Annotated in this window: 17 protein-coding genes and 1 pseudogene; 6 read left to right on the top strand and 12 right to left on the bottom strand. The window is 63.8% G+C overall.

The window, feature by feature from the left end:
• Positions 1 to 3: 3 nt before the first annotated feature.
• Positions 4 to 846 carry a hypothetical protein gene (locus IVB42_RS10720; RefSeq protein WP_018455247.1) on the bottom strand — a complete coding sequence of 281 codons (843 nt, stop codon included), beginning with the start codon at positions 844 to 846 and terminating at the stop codon, positions 4 to 6.
• 211 nt (positions 847 to 1057) lie between these two features.
• Between IVB42_RS10720 and IVB42_RS10715 the strand changes: the two genes are divergently transcribed.
• The 3 genes and pseudogenes from IVB42_RS10715 to IVB42_RS10705 all read left to right on the top strand — a co-directional run bounded on the left by IVB42_RS10715 (position 1058) and on the right by IVB42_RS10705 (position 4189).
• Positions 1058 to 1936 carry an IclR family transcriptional regulator gene (locus IVB42_RS10715; protein WP_085351335.1) on the top strand — a complete coding sequence of 293 codons (879 nt, stop codon included), beginning with the start codon at positions 1058 to 1060 and terminating at the stop codon, positions 1934 to 1936.
• A gap of 36 nt (positions 1937 to 1972) precedes the next feature.
• Entirely contained in the window at positions 1973 to 2947 is a 975-nt protein-coding gene (locus tag IVB42_RS10710; protein ID WP_247394848.1) for a tripartite tricarboxylate transporter substrate binding protein, read from the top strand.
• Between the two features lie 22 nt (positions 2948 to 2969).
• A pseudogene (locus IVB42_RS10705) lies at positions 2970 to 4189 on the top strand (ABC transporter substrate-binding protein).
• Between the two features lie 120 nt (positions 4190 to 4309).
• Here the strand turns inward: IVB42_RS10705 and IVB42_RS10700 are convergent.
• Positions 4310 to 4801: an SRPBCC family protein gene (locus tag IVB42_RS10700; RefSeq protein ID WP_018455251.1), complete on the bottom strand. Its 492-nt coding sequence runs from the start codon at positions 4799 to 4801 to the stop codon at positions 4310 to 4312.
• Positions 4802 to 4803: 2 nt separating this feature from the next.
• A complete protein-coding gene (locus IVB42_RS10695) occupies positions 4804 to 5208 on the bottom strand; it encodes a metalloregulator ArsR/SmtB family transcription factor (protein ID WP_247377527.1) in 405 nt (134 codons plus the stop codon).
• Between the two features lie 369 nt (positions 5209 to 5577).
• Here IVB42_RS10695 and IVB42_RS10690 point away from each other — a divergent pair, with 369 nt between their 5' ends.
• Positions 5578 to 6633 carry a serine hydrolase gene (locus IVB42_RS10690; protein ID WP_247470116.1) on the top strand — a complete coding sequence of 352 codons (1056 nt, stop codon included), beginning with the start codon at positions 5578 to 5580 and terminating at the stop codon, positions 6631 to 6633.
• A 70-nt stretch (positions 6634 to 6703) separates the two neighbouring features.
• Here the strand turns inward: IVB42_RS10690 and IVB42_RS10685 are convergent, their stop codons facing one another.
• Entirely contained in the window at positions 6704 to 7525 is an 822-nt protein-coding gene (locus IVB42_RS10685) for an outer membrane protein (protein ID WP_247394842.1), read from the bottom strand.
• A 266-nt stretch (positions 7526 to 7791) separates the two neighbouring features.
• Positions 7792 to 8496, bottom strand: a complete 705-nt coding sequence (locus tag IVB42_RS10680) for an SDR family oxidoreductase (protein ID WP_085384467.1) — start codon at positions 8494 to 8496, stop codon at positions 7792 to 7794.
• A 122-nt stretch (positions 8497 to 8618) separates the two neighbouring features.
• On the opposite strand from IVB42_RS10680, the gene IVB42_RS10675 reads away from it, so the two are divergent.
• Positions 8619 to 9461 carry a GNAT family N-acetyltransferase gene (locus tag IVB42_RS10675; RefSeq protein ID WP_247394839.1) on the top strand — a complete coding sequence of 281 codons (843 nt, stop codon included), beginning with the start codon at positions 8619 to 8621 and terminating at the stop codon, positions 9459 to 9461.
• Between the two features lie 18 nt (positions 9462 to 9479).
• Here the strand turns inward: IVB42_RS10675 and IVB42_RS10670 are convergent, their stop codons facing one another.
• Positions 9480 to 9920: a hypothetical protein gene (locus tag IVB42_RS10670; protein ID WP_247394821.1), complete on the bottom strand. Its 441-nt coding sequence runs from the start codon at positions 9918 to 9920 to the stop codon at positions 9480 to 9482.
• Between the two features lie 282 nt (positions 9921 to 10202).
• On the opposite strand from IVB42_RS10670, the gene IVB42_RS10665 reads away from it, so the two are divergent.
• Positions 10203 to 10487, top strand: a complete 285-nt coding sequence (locus tag IVB42_RS10665; protein WP_018455258.1) for a hypothetical protein — start codon at positions 10203 to 10205, stop codon at positions 10485 to 10487.
• A 53-nt stretch (positions 10488 to 10540) separates the two neighbouring features.
• Here IVB42_RS10665 and IVB42_RS10660 read toward each other — a convergent pair whose 3' ends face one another.
• The 6 genes from IVB42_RS10660 to IVB42_RS10635 all read right to left on the bottom strand — a co-directional run bounded on the left by IVB42_RS10660 (position 10541) and on the right by IVB42_RS10635 (position 13497).
• Positions 10541 to 10831, bottom strand: coding sequence for a hypothetical protein (locus IVB42_RS10660; RefSeq protein WP_085384470.1), 291 nt, complete (start codon positions 10829 to 10831; stop codon positions 10541 to 10543).
• A gap of 19 nt (positions 10832 to 10850) precedes the next feature.
• Entirely contained in the window at positions 10851 to 11300 is a 450-nt protein-coding gene (locus IVB42_RS10655; RefSeq protein ID WP_247394818.1) for a curlin, read from the bottom strand.
• A 47-nt stretch (positions 11301 to 11347) separates the two neighbouring features.
• Positions 11348 to 11725, bottom strand: a complete 378-nt coding sequence (locus IVB42_RS10650) for a curlin (RefSeq protein ID WP_247394815.1) — start codon at positions 11723 to 11725, stop codon at positions 11348 to 11350.
• 33 nt (positions 11726 to 11758) lie between these two features.
• A complete protein-coding gene (locus IVB42_RS10645) occupies positions 11759 to 12151 on the bottom strand; it encodes a curlin (protein ID WP_247394813.1) in 393 nt (130 codons plus the stop codon).
• Positions 12152 to 12270: 119 nt separating this feature from the next.
• Positions 12271 to 12672, bottom strand: a complete 402-nt coding sequence (locus IVB42_RS10640; RefSeq protein ID WP_018455265.1) for a hypothetical protein — start codon at positions 12670 to 12672, stop codon at positions 12271 to 12273.
• 165 nt (positions 12673 to 12837) lie between these two features.
• Positions 12838 to 13497: a response regulator gene (locus IVB42_RS10635; protein WP_247394810.1), complete on the bottom strand. Its 660-nt coding sequence runs from the start codon at positions 13495 to 13497 to the stop codon at positions 12838 to 12840.
• Positions 13498 to 13641 lie beyond the last annotated feature (144 nt).

The following is a 13641-nucleotide window of genomic DNA, read 5'->3' as shown; positions in this document are numbered from 1 at the left end:
TGCTCAAGCCAGATAGCGCGTGAGATAGCCTTCCATCGCGTAGAGCGCACAAAGCGCAAGGCTCGACCACACGGCGGCGGTGAAATACAGGAACATCCAGGTCAGCTCGCCCTTCCAGTGCGCGATGTCGTGGGTCACGACCCAGCGCGTCGAGACGTCATGCAGGCCTTCGAGGAAGCCGAGCAACCGGTTGCCCTCTTCATACCCTGCCCGCCAGCGGCTGAGATACATCGGCACGTCGACGGTGACGAGGAAGGCCAGGAAGCAGGCGATGCCGACGATGCCGGCAATCAGCGCCCAGCGCACCGGCCCCTGGAATTCCGGCATCAGCCGGCACAGCGCGATGCCCGCGAGGAAGAATGTCACCGCCCACAGCGAGTTCTCGATCGCGTTGAAAAGGAAGTTTGTCGTCACCACCGCATACCAGGAGAAGCACTCCGCGATGATGATGATGGGCACGATCACCCACGCGATGTTCACAACCGTCTCGGCGCCCGTCATGGTCCCGAGTTGATGCAGGATGACCGCCCATTGCGCCGCGAAGCACAGTTCGGCCACGGTCGCGACCGTGCGGCCGACGAAGACGCTGGAGAGCCAGGTGTCGAACAGACAGATGCGCTGCACGTCGGCGCGCGGCAGGAACGAGCGGAAGGCGCAGCCGAAGACATAGCCGGCGCAGAGCAGGAACATCAGTCCGATGTCGGAGCCGCCACTGATGCTGCCGGCGGACGTGGGATAGAACGCGCGGTACAGCATGAACCAGGCGAGAATGTTGGCAGCACTGACCAGCGTCAGGGACCCCCACCACCACGCGAGGGGATTTGTCCGCGCCTGCCACTGCAACATGAATCGCTCCGCTGTAATCGATATGACATTCAGCCGTAGTAATCCTGTCACAACAACCCACGGAATCACGACGAGAATCTGTGTGCGGCGGAGCTCGTCGCGCACATTTTATCCGCACGGGCAACGCCGCCGCGTGTCCGGATAGTGGACACAAAATCCTATTTTATGAAATATATTGGACAATCGCCCCGACCGGGTTCATTAATCCTCGATGGCCAAAACCGCGTCCAAACCGATCCGCGCCTCCTCGTCCGCTGCCGCCGTGCTGGCGGACAGCATCGACGACGCCGCGTTCGCGACGACGCTGGCAAAGGGTCTCGTGGTGCTCGAAGCGTTCAAGGCGGGAGCGACGCAGCTCGGCAACATGGAGCTGTCGACGCTGACCGGGATTCCGCGTCCAACGGTGGCGCGGCTGACGCATACGCTCGCCGAGCTCGGCTACCTCCGCTACGATTCCGAACGCGCCAAATATCGCGTCGGCGCGCGCGCCCTTCGCATGGCGCATCCGCTGCTCGCCGACATGCAGTTCCGCCAGGTCGCGCGGCCCATGATGCAGGAGCTCGCGCAAAGCGTGCGCGGCACGGTCTCGATCGGCCTGCTCGATGCGACCTCCATGATCTATGTCGAGACTGCGCGCTCCGGCGACGTCGGCCCGCACGTCCCCGACATCGGCATGCCCATTTCCGTGGTGATGACGGCGATGGGCCGTGCCGCGGCGGCGACCTTGCCGCAGGCCGATGCCGCGCTGCTCGAAGAGCGCATTGCAAGCGAGGATACCGAGCTGTGGTTGGCCTTCCGCGAGACATACCGCGCCGGCCTCGCACAATGCATCAGCCGCGGCTTCTGCACCTGCTTCGGCGAGTACATCGCCTCGATCCATGCCGTCGCCGCGCCGCTGTTTCATGCGCGTGAGGCGAAGCAGGCCTTTTCGATCAATTGCGGCATCCCCGCATTCCGGCTCCAGCCCGGCCAGCTGGAGGGCGAGATCGGCCCGCGCATTGCCGCTCTTGCCGACAGCATCCGCACCATGATTGGGGCGGCACCGGCGACCGAAACACAAAAGCAGAACAAGAAGAGCGCCAGGCGATGAACAAGACAATCGGCGCTCCGCCATCGGGAGGCCACCATGACCATCACACGGCGAACATTTTTGGGCACCCTCGCTCTTTCGATATCCGGACTTCCATTCGCCGCACGCGCTGAGGACGCCTGGCCGTCGCGTATGGTGCGGCTGATCTCGCCTTACGGGCCCGGCGGCTCCAACGACATCTCGCTGCGGCTGCTGGCCGAAGAGTTCGGCCGCAACCTGCACCAGCAATTCATCGTCGAGAACAAGCCGGGCGCCGGCACGCGCATCGCCAACGACACGGTCGCGCATGCGCCGGGCGACGGCTATACCCTCCTCTATGTCGCGGCCCCCTATGCGACCGCCGAAGCGCTGTTCGGCAAGCTGACCTATGAGCGCAAGGATCTGCAGCCCGTCGCGATGACTGTGATCGCGCCGCTGTTCCTGATCATCAGCGCGGACGCGCCGTTCAAGACGCTCCCCGAATTGATCGCCTACGGCAAATCGAAGCCGGATGGCCTGACCTTCGCCTCACCCGGCGCCGGATCGCAGCCGCATCTTGCCGGCGAACTCCTGTTCAGGGATGCCGGTGTCAAGGGGCTCAACATTCCCTTCCGTGGCGATGCGGCGTCCTACACCGAGCTGCTCGCCGGCCGCGTCGATGCCACGCTGACGGCGCTGCCGACCGCACTGCCCTACATCCAGAGCGGCAAGTTCATCGTGCTCGGCGTCGCCTCGGCCGAACGCAGCGCGCTTTACCCGCAGGCGCCGACCCTGCGCGAGCAGGGTTTTCCCAACGTGGCCGCGGCCGGCTGGTACGGCTTCATGGCGCCTTCGACGACGCCGCGGGCGATCGTCGACAAGCTGCAGGCCGAAGTCTTGCGCGCGCTGGCCGAGCCGGCGATCAAGGACAAGCTGACGGCCCAGGGCCTCGAAGTGCGCGCGGGCACCGCGGCCGAATTCGGCCAGTTCATCGACAACGAAACAAGAAAGTGGACCGGGCTGATCCGCGAGGCCGGCCTCAAGGGCGAGTGACAGTCACGAACAGGGAATGGAAATGAAAAACGTACTTCTCAAACGTGTCGCGGCAGTCGCGATCCTTCTCGCGCTATCGATCCCGGCGGCACAGGCCCAGAAGAAATACGATCCCGGCGCATCCGACACCGAGATCAAGGTCGGCCAGACCGTCCCGCTCAGCGGCCGGCCTCGGCCTATGCCGTCATCGGCAAGACCCAGGCCGCCTACATGAAGATGATCAACGACCAGGGCGGCGTCAACGGCCGCAAGGTCAATCTGATCCAGTATGACGATGCCTATTCGCCTCCGAAGACGGTTGAGCAGACCCGCAAGCTTGTCGAAAGCGACGAGGTGCTGCTGACCTTCCAGATCATTGGCACGGCGCCCAATGTCGCCGTGCAAAAATATCTCAACGCCAAGAAGGTCCCGCAGCTCTTCGCGGCAACGGGCGCGGCGCGTTTCACCGATTCGAAGAACTTCCCCTGGACCATGGGCTTCAATCCGTCCTACCTCGTCGAGGGCCGGATCTACGCGCAATATCTTCTGAAGAACCATCCGAACGCCAGGATCGGCGTGCTCTATCAGAACGACGATCTCGGCAAGGATTACCTCGCCGGCTTCAAGGCAGGTCTCGGTGACAAAGCGAAGATGATCGTCGCCGAGACGTCCTACGAGATCACCGAGCCGACCATCGACTCGCAGATCCTGCGGTTGAAGGATGCCGGTGCCGACGTGCTGTTCAGCGCCACCACGCCGAAACAGGCCGCGCAGGCGATCAAGAAGGTGGCCGAGATCGGCTGGAAGCCGCTGCACATCATCGACATCAACGCCTCCTCGGTCAGCGCGGTGCTGAAACCTGCCGGACTCGACAACGCCAAGGGCGTCGTCAGCGTCGGTTATGTCAAGGATTCAGCCGATCCCGAATGGAAGGACGATCCCGGCATGAAGCGATATCTCGCCTTCATGGCCAAGTACTACCCGGAGGGCGACAAGGATTCGAACCTGAACGTCTACGGCTATATCACCGCGCAGCTGCTGGTGCAGGTGCTGAAGCAATGCGGCGACGATCTCACGCGCGAGAACGTGATGCGCCAGGCCGCCAGCCTGAACAACATCGCACTCGACCTGACGCTGCCGGGCATCTCGGTGACGACGACGCCGACGGACTACCGCGTCAACAAGCAGTTCCAGATGGTGCAGTTCGACGGCCAGCGCTGGCAGAAACTCGGCGACATCGTCACGGACGACGCGAAGGAATGAAGCGCCGCTCATCCCGAGGGGCGCGCGCCTTGAAGAATGAAGGCTTCACCAATGGTCCTCGTGCTTCGAGGCGGCCGCTCCGCGGCCTCCTCCGCATGAGAGAGGAAGTGGCTGCTCGCCCTACCTCTTCATCCCACTCACATAGGCCGCGAGCTTGTCGAGTGTCTGGTAGCCGTATTCGACGGCACCGAAGTTGATCATGCCGTCGCGCTGCGCCGCGCTCGACGCCAGCTGCCGCATCATCAGAACCGTCTTGCCGTTGCTCTGCTCGGCGAAGGTGACGGTGAAACGGAACATTCCGGGATCCTCGTCCTGGTCGGTACCGTGATCCATCTCCATCAGCGACGGCCGTTCGATGCGGCGAAAGCGCATGCGGTTCGGGTAGACCGTGCCGTCCGGGCCGATCATGTTGAAGCGCCAGACGCCGCCGACCCGCACGTCGATCTCGAAGGTCTCGAGCTTGAAGCCCTTCGGGCCGAACCATTGCGGCAGATGCTTCGGGTCGGACCACGCTTCGAACACCAGATCGCGCGGCGCGTCGATCACGCGCGACATCACGATCTCACGGTCGAGCGACCATTGCGACAGAGCGGGATTGGCAGAATTCGTCATCGTCAGGAACCTTTCCGTCTGGTTGTCTTGTCGATCGTCTTGTTACTTGTCTTGGTCGGCCGTTTGGCAGCCGCCCGCTCTTTCTTCAGCTTCATCACATAGGTTTCGAAGCGATCGAGCCGCGCCTCCCAGATCGCACGCTGGTGCTGGAACCAGTCCTCCGCAGTGAGGAGCGCGTCAGGACTGAGGCGGCAGGTGCGCACGCGGCCGGATTTCTCCGACAGGACGAGACCGCTCGTCTCCAGCACATGGATGTGCTTCATGAAGCTCGGCAGCGCCATCGCGAAGGGATCGGCGAGTTCGCCGACCGACGCCTCGCCGGCGCAGAGCCGCATCACGATCGCCCGCCGGGTGGGATCGGCAAGGGCCGCGAAAACCTGATCGAGCCGGGATAGTTGGTTAGCCATGGGGCTAACTATAGGGCTGCCATGATCTCGCGTCAACAATTGTTAGCCAATTAGCTAAGTTAATTTTACCGGCTGGTAGCCTGGATGAAGGGAAGCGTAATCGGGGCCGCTCGCTCGGCTGCGGCACTTTCCGGGTTGCGCTTCGCTCCATCCGGGCTACGGACCATTCGCGCGGAACCCACCACGCGCAATCGTGAATAGGGAGGATCGGCCCTTCCCACTACAAGAGACTGGGGGCGCATCGAATCTTGCGCCAGAGCCGTGTCGTCTGTTGTCACCTCATCGTATCTCACCCGACGGGCGCTCGCCCGGGCCGCGCTCGTTCCCCTTGCGCTTGCATGGCCGCGCGGGGCCGCCGCGGATTCCGACATGATCGCGCAGATGCGCGACATTGTTGCGAACGAACTGACGCCGACCGCGACGCCGGACCAGCCGGGCGGTCTCGCCGCTGCACTTTATGCCGGCAGCCATGTCGAGTTCTTCAATTACGGCTTTGCCGACAGCGCCACGCGAAGGCCGGTCACGCCGGACACGCTGTTCAACCTCGGTTCCCTGCGCAAGCCGTTTGAGGCGACGCTGGTTGCGCTCGGCGCCCTCCGCGGCGAACTGCGGCTCGACGATGGTCTGGCGAAATATCTGCCGGAGCTCACCGGCGACTATGTTCGCCGCATCACTGTCGGCGAACTCGTCACGCACACCTCAGGCATGCTGCTGCCGACCGATCATCCGCCGTGGCCGAGCGACACGTTTTCCCGCGCGCAGCTCATCGACATGTTCAACAGCTGGAGACCGCAAGGCGGCGAAGCGCCCGGCAAGCAGCGCGTCTACAGCCACGCCGGCTACGTGCTGCTTCAACTCGTGCTCGAGCGCTGTTACGGCGCTCCGATCGCAACCCTGTTTGAACAACACATCCTCAAGCCGATCGGCATGAATGCGACCTCCGTGCCCGAACGCGGCGAGGACAGCCGTGCCGTCATGGACGACGCCTGGATGCAGTTCGCGGTCCAGGGCTACTCGGATCAGGGCATGGCAATCGGCCCCATCGGCAACCAGCAGAGTTATTTTGATTTCCCCGGCACCGGCCAGATGTTTTCTTCGCCGCGGGATCTCGCCGCATTCGTTGCGGCCTGCGTCGATGGGCGGTCGACCGAGCCTCACTTGCGCGAGGCCCTGCGGATGACGCAGCACGAGATTTTCCGCGTCGACGACAAGTTCGGACAGGGAATGGCCTGGGAGACGGTGCGTCTGCCGGGCGTCACTGTCGTCGACAAGCCGGGTGGGCTCAACAACGCCTCCGGCTATATCGGCCTGGTGCCGGCGCAGCGGATCGGGATCGTCCTGCTCGCCAATCGGGGCGAATATCCGCACGAGATCGCGCGCTACAGGATCCTGCCAGCATTGGCGCATCTGGTGGCATCGCACTGAATCCGCCTAGCGAAAAACGGAAAGCCCCGGCTAAGCCGGGGCTTTCCACGCCAGGTCGGAACGGGAATGCTCAGTACCTGGCAACGACGGGTCCGCCGAACTTATAGTTCACGCCGACGCGCACGATGTTCGATTTGAGATCGACCGAGTGGGTGAAGACGTTGGTCGGAAACGCGCCGCCAAGCAGATTGGTGCTGGTCACGGTGCTGCGTCCGAGGTCGACGTAGAGATATTCCGCCTTGAGCGACCAGCCGCCGCCGAAGGCATATTCGGTGCCGACACCTGCGGTCCAGCCGAGGCGTGTGTCGCGGAACGCGGCCGACTCCGTCGCCGCAGCGAACGTGTCCACGAAGTTGAAATTGCCCTTCACCTCGGCGATCGCCGCACCGCCGGTGGCGTAGAGCAGCCAGGTCGGAGCCGCGAGGAAGCCGATGCGGCCGCGGATGGTGGCGAGCCAGTCGGCCGAGACCTGCGAGGACACGGTGAAGCCGGTCGGGGCGCAGCAGGGATAGAGCGCCGAGCCGGATGCACTGCCCTTCAAGCCGAAATAGTTGATATCGCCTTCCAGGCCGAGCACGGCGTTGTTGAGTTGCCAGTTATAGCCGGCGGTAAGACCGCCGGTGACGCTGGAGCTGTTGACACGCTGGGCGCCGACTGCAGCAATCGCGGTAACACTGGTGTCCGCGAAATAGCCGGCAGGATCGAACGCGGTCGAGGTGGCCGGATCGGCGCTGCCCCATTGCCCGCCGACATTGCCGCCGACGTAAAAGCCGGTCCAGCTGTAGGCCGTCGCCATCATCGGCGCCTTGGTGTAGTGCGCCGCGAGGTCGGCCGCCTGCACGGATGCGGAGCTCAAAACAACCGCGGCAACCGCCAGCAAAAACTTCTTCATTCCAGTCTCCTTGCCCCGCGCGATTGATCTCGCGTTTCGAATGCGCGGGCGGAAGTTGTCCGGCGCAGATTGGGCATAGGCTGCCGGTCCCTCGCCGTCTTGGGCTGCGGCGAAGTTCATAGGGACTGTGACGTAGCGTGAGCCGTGCGGCACGCGAACGCGTGACGGGTGTGACTGGAGGGCCACGCGTCATCCCTCCTCCGTGACGCGCGACGCACACCACTGTCGCATCGCGACAACCCGCGCGCGATCCGACGCTCCGCGTCTCAGACCGAACGCGTCAGTCCGCCGTCGACGCGGATGTTCTGTCCCGTGATATAGGCCGCGCCGTCGGACGCCAGGAACGAGATCGTCGCGGCGATCTCCTCGACCTTGCCGTAGCGCCGCATCGGCACGCTGTCGCGGCGTGCATCCAGCTGCGGCAGGCTGTCGATCCAGCCCGGCAGCACATTGTTCATCCGGATGTTGTCGGCGGCATGGGTGTCGGTGAAGATCTTCGTGAAGGCGGCGAGGCCAGCGCGGAACACCGCAGAGGTCGGAAACATCGCGCTCGGCTCGAACGCCCAGGCGGTCGAGATGTTGATGATGGCGCCGCCCTTCTGCGTCTGCATGATCGGCATCACCAGCCGGGTCGGACGGATCACGTTGAGCAGATAGGTGTCGAGGCCGGTGTGCCACTGCTCGTCGGTGATCTCGGTGATCGCCGCCCGGGGCCCATGGCCCGCGCTGTTGACGAGCACGTCGATGCGTCCCCATCGGGCAAGCGCCCCGTCCACAAGCCGCTTCAGATCGTCGTTCGACTTGTTGGAACCGGTGATCCCTAACCCACCGAGCTCGGCTGCCAGCGCCTCGCCCTTGCCGGAAGAAGACAGGATGGCGATGCGAAAGCCGTCGGCTGCGAGCCGGCGCGCAGCCCCTGCCCCCATGCCGCTGCCGCCGGCGGTCACGAGTGCGACCTTCTCTGCTGCCATCTCTGCTGCCATGAGCGATCATCCTTTGTGATATCGTGGAGGCGAGCCGTGGGCCCGGCCTATCATGAGGCCTTCTACCGCCGGACCGGCCGGAAGGTCCACCGTCGAAGGCGACTTGAAAGATGAGCGATTTGGAGATCCGCAATTTGCGCCCCGAGGAGATCGCCATCGCCGTCGACTGGGCCGCGGCCGAGGGCTGGAATCCGGGCCTCTCCGACGCCGCCTGTTTCGCGATCCCGGACGCGAAGGGCTTCTTCGTCGGCGAGATCGACGGCGAGCCGGTCGCGACCGTCTCCTGCGTCAACTACGACGATCGCTTCGCGTTTCTCGGCTTCTACATCGTGCGATCGGGTTTTCGCGACAGAGGCCACGGCCTGCGCATGTGGAACGCGGCGATCGCGCATGCGGGCGCTCGCGTGATCGGCCTCGACGGCGTCGTGGCACAGCAGGACAATTACAGAAAGTCCGGCTTCCAGCTTGCTCACGCCAATGTCCGCTATGGCGGCTTCGTCGCCGCGCCATCGAGGCCGCCCGCCGATGTCGTTGCGCTCGACACGATCCCGTTTGCATTCGTTGAAGCCGATGATGAAACGGTGTTCCCGGCTCCGCGCAGCGCTTTCCTGCGTGCCTGGATCGGTACCTCAGGACATGTCGGTCGCGCGCTGCTGCGCGACGGCAAGCTCGCCGCATGGGGCGTGATCCGGCCGTGCCGGACCGGCCGCAAGATCGGCCCGCTCGTCGCCGACGACCGCACGGCGGCGGACGCGATCGTGCAGGCCTTGCTGGCGAGCGCAAACGGCGGCGAAATCGTCCTCGACGTTCCCGCCGTCAATCGCGAGGCGATTGCACTCGCGGAATCGCTCGGGCTGAAGCCGGTGTTTGAGACGGCGCGGATGTACACGGGGCCGATCGCGCCGCTGCGGATCGACCGCGTATTCGGCGTGACCAGTTTTGAGCTGGGCTAGCTGAGCCGAACGCGCTGCTCAGTAGCAGCGCATGATGTTGACGGTGTGCTCGCCGCCGCCGCGGCCGGGCACAGTCACCTGCTCCGTCGGACAGCTCGGCACGTAGGGCCGGTCGGACGGCACCACGTTCGGCGGGAAGCGATGCGTCCAATCCCAGGGAACGTCGTACGTATAGGTGTAGCGCACGTCGTTGGAGACGGGTTGTGGGGTCTCGGCGAAAGGCTGGCCGTAGCCTGCATTGTCATAGTAGAACCCGCCGCCGCCCGGCCAGTACACCCAAGGCGTGTTGCGGCCACGGAACCTGGCGCCCGGCGCAATGGGCGGACGCGCCGCCGGACCGGAAGGCGTGGCGGCATGTGCGACGGTGCCGCCGGGCCTGGCAAAACCGGCGCTGGGGGCAAGGAGCAGCGCGGCTGCGCTGAGCGAGGCGAGCAACGCCCCAAATGATCTCGACTTCATGATACGCACCAACTCGTTTGGCTTCGCGAATAGCGGCTCCCCACCGCACGCTAGGCCGGGCTGTCGCCCACCCGCAAACGTATAATTAATTATTGGTTAAGGCACGGGATGAACAGGGAACAAGCTGCGGCAAGACGCCCGGGATTCCGGCTGATGTCGCTCGTGTTCCCGGGAAACGGACTTCATAACCAGTTGATCGGAGTTGATCGCTTCGGCCGACAACACCCGGAACGCTCCCGCACTGCGGTCGTTGGCTCCCGACACCAGCAAGGAGCATCTCCAATGCAGAACAAATCGAAACTCCTCTGCCTGATCACGGCTTCCCTCGTCGCGGGCACGACGGCCGCCTCGGCCCAGGGCTATGATTGGAACGGATCCCGCGCGGGTTGGGATCGCACCGCCCCCGCTTACCAACCGGTTCAGCCACGCGCGTACTATCCTGATGTGGCCGGACCTTACAGTGCGCTCAACGGCACCAACCATCCCGCGCCGAGCTCGACGCAGGGCGATGTCGGCCCGGAGGGCAACAACAACGGCACCCTGACCGGCGTCTATCGCAGCTGGTAACGCCCGCTCACGATGAGGCCCATCGTCCATCACGGACGATGGGCCTTCGTGCGTCAGCGGCCCTGCTGCTTGCGTAGCCAGTCCAGCATGTCCTGTGGATTTCCGGTGCCCTGCGTCACAATGGCGGTGTTGCCGCCGCTGCGACGATAGACCGTCGTGCGCCCAGGCTCCTTCTCGATCTTGACCTCAGCCTGCGCCGGATCGCCGCTCTGGGTGATGACGGATGTGCCATTCTCGTCCTGAACCATTGTGGTATGGCCGTCACCTGACTCGCCGGCTCCGGCCGGCCCGGCTGTCATCGCCGTCATGATGCTCATTCCTGCTGCAAGTACGATGAACCTCATGTTGCACCTCACCTTCTGATCACCGGCTGAACTGAAATATCGACAGCCAGTTGAAGCGCCCGAATTGTCGCACCGTTCCCGTGTTCATATCGCCGATCTGGAGCAGGAGGGCATTGGTGGAATTGCCGACCTGAGTGATATCGGCGATGTTGCTCACGCCCGACTGACCGATCGCCAAATTGGTGGTGCCACCCACCTGGATCACATCGACATAATTTCGCGTGCCGTTCTGGATGATCGTCGCATCGACCGTTCCCGTGCCACCGATCTGGATGACACGCGCAATATTGATGCTGCTGTTCTCCTCGATCGTGACCGGCTGGACGTCGTTGCCGAATTGCACGATCGTTTCGATGCTCACGTTGCGGTTCGTCACGCCGCGCTGGACGGATCCGGCGGAGGCCTCGGACGCGACGCTGACGGCGGCGAGCAATGCCGCCATTGCCACGAGCAGTCTACCGCATTTCATTGCCTTGCCCCCATTGCATTTCTGACGGCGGTGAGGTCGCGCCCGGCTCAATGGCTATTCTGGACAACAGTCGCCGAGTTGAACGCACCGAACTGGGACAGGAAACTGCTGGCCGACTGGCCGGCCTGGCCGACAAACGCGACATTGTTCACGCCCGCCTGCCCGACCGATGCCGACGTCGTCCCGCCGAATTGCAGGATTCCGGTCGCGTTGTTCGTGCCGTTTTGAGTGACGGTCGCGCTGGTGCTGCCGCCTATCATGAACACGCCGGCCATGTTGAGTTGACTGTTCTGGTTCAGCACGACCGGCGGGCCGCCGAGCGACACGATGGTCTTGATGTCGGCGGTCTGGGCACCGGCCGATCCGGCGCCTATGCAACACAAGGTGAGAAACGCGCCGCAGGCGGCGCCGGAACAATGTCTCATGACATGCCTCGCGACTGGAAAATGGATTTGCGATCAAGGAGTCTGCTGCAAAATCGTCGAGCCGTTCAGGATTCCGAGCTGTCCGACGGCCGCCGCGTTGTTCGCGCCGATCTGGCCGATCAGGCTCGAATTGGAGCCACCGGCCTGGCCGAGTAACGCGGTGTTGGTCGCCGTCGCGGTGGTGCCGCCCTGCCCCATCACCGAGGTGTTGACGGTCAGGAGCGAGCCCGTCTGCAGGGTGGTCGCAGTATTGGTGGCGCCGAATTGCATCGTGGTGGCGCTGTTGTTGGTGCCGCCACTCTGCGAGATGAAGGAGTTGTTGGTGGTGCCGAATTGCAGCACGCTGGCCGAGTTGCCGGCCTGGGCATCGACAGCGGTCAGCAAGCCGAACGCGACGATCGTGGCAACGAGATATTTTTGATGCATGACATTTCCTCCGCGAAAGTCGGCGGACAAGCTCTCACCGAGTCGTCCCGCCCGAGGCGGTGCTTTCCAGGATGGCGCGGACGCGCCGCAGATGACGCGTCCGGCCAAACGGGGCTGGCTTAGTGCGCCGTCTGCGAGACGGTGCTGCTGTTGACGCCGAACACGCTGAGCTGTCCGACGGCGGCGGCGTTGTTCTGAAGCGCGGCAGGCCCGAACGAGTTCTGGGTAATCGCGCTGCCGTTGTTGCCGAACGCCACTTGGCCGGTCGTCGCCGAGTTCTGCACGCCAACCTGGTTGACCGTGCTGCCGTTGTTGAGCGAGGCCGCGCTGGTCCCCTGCATCGTGGTCGCGCTGTTGATGATGCCGAGCTGGCTGGTCGACGAGCTGTCGTTGGTGAGGCCCTGCTGCGAGACGCTGGAACCGTTCACGACGCCCACTTGCACCGTGGTCGCAGTGTTGGCGGCCTGCGCGGCGGAGGAGAGGGCGAGCACGGCAACGGAAGCAAAAAACAATTTGCGCATGGAATATCCTTTCTGGCTAAGATCTCTGACTGGGTTCGGATGCCGTCTTGGAGGAGGCCGACATCGCAGGACCGACTTTGAACCGATCGTGCTGCGTGCGACAGACTGCAGTTCATGCTAATCGGTACGGACTAGACGTTGCGCGGCGCCTTGGTGCCTGCGGCACTAGCTGTACGGTTGTCCCGTGTCGGTTCGTGTCGTCTCTTCTTCGCGTCCCATGCTGTCGACCAACCGCACCACCTCGATCGGCGAGCGAAGCTCCAGCTTTCGCATCATCCTGGTGCGATGGACCTTGGCCGTCACTTCGCTCACCCCGAGCCTCGCCGCGATCTGCTTGGCGACGAGACCTTCGGCCATCAACAGCATGATCTCCCGCTCCCTCGCCGTCAGCGTCTCGACGCGCTGGCGCGCTTCGCGCACGCTATCTTCGCGTTCGAGCCGCCTGCGGTCGCGCTCGATGCCGTGCCTGATCGCGTCGAGGATCTCCTGTTCGCGAAAGGGTTTTGGAAGAAACTCGACTGCGCCGCGCTTCATGGCCTCGACCGAGACGCGGACGTCGGAATGGCCGCTGATGAAGACGATCGGGATAAGCACGCCCGTCTCGGCGAGCCGGCGCTGAAGCTCGAGGCCGGTCGGCGCCGTGCCGGGAAAGCGGACGTCGAGCACAAGGCATGAAGGCCCGCCGGAAATAGTCTCCCCGAGAAACTCGTCGGTCGACGCAAACAATTTCACCTGATGCCCGGTCTCCTCACAGAGACTTCCTATCGCGGTTCGAATCTGGATCTCGTCGTCAATGACATAAACTGTGGCTTGACCTGAACTCATGGAAACGGGCTCCCCGGATTGGGGCTCGATGAACAAGCAACGAGCCATCCATTCTTCTTGCAAGCGAGATCAAGGTGCTTGGATGAATTCGCGGGGATCGAGCGAGTCGCTCCGATCCGCCGCTTCGACGTCTTAGGCCCAACA

Origin of the sequence: Bradyrhizobium sp. 45 (assembly GCF_023073155.1) — a bacterium.
Classification (GTDB): Bacteria; Pseudomonadota; Alphaproteobacteria; order Rhizobiales; family Xanthobacteraceae; genus Bradyrhizobium; species Bradyrhizobium canariense_D.
This window is presented reverse-complemented; position numbering and strand designations above follow the sequence as displayed.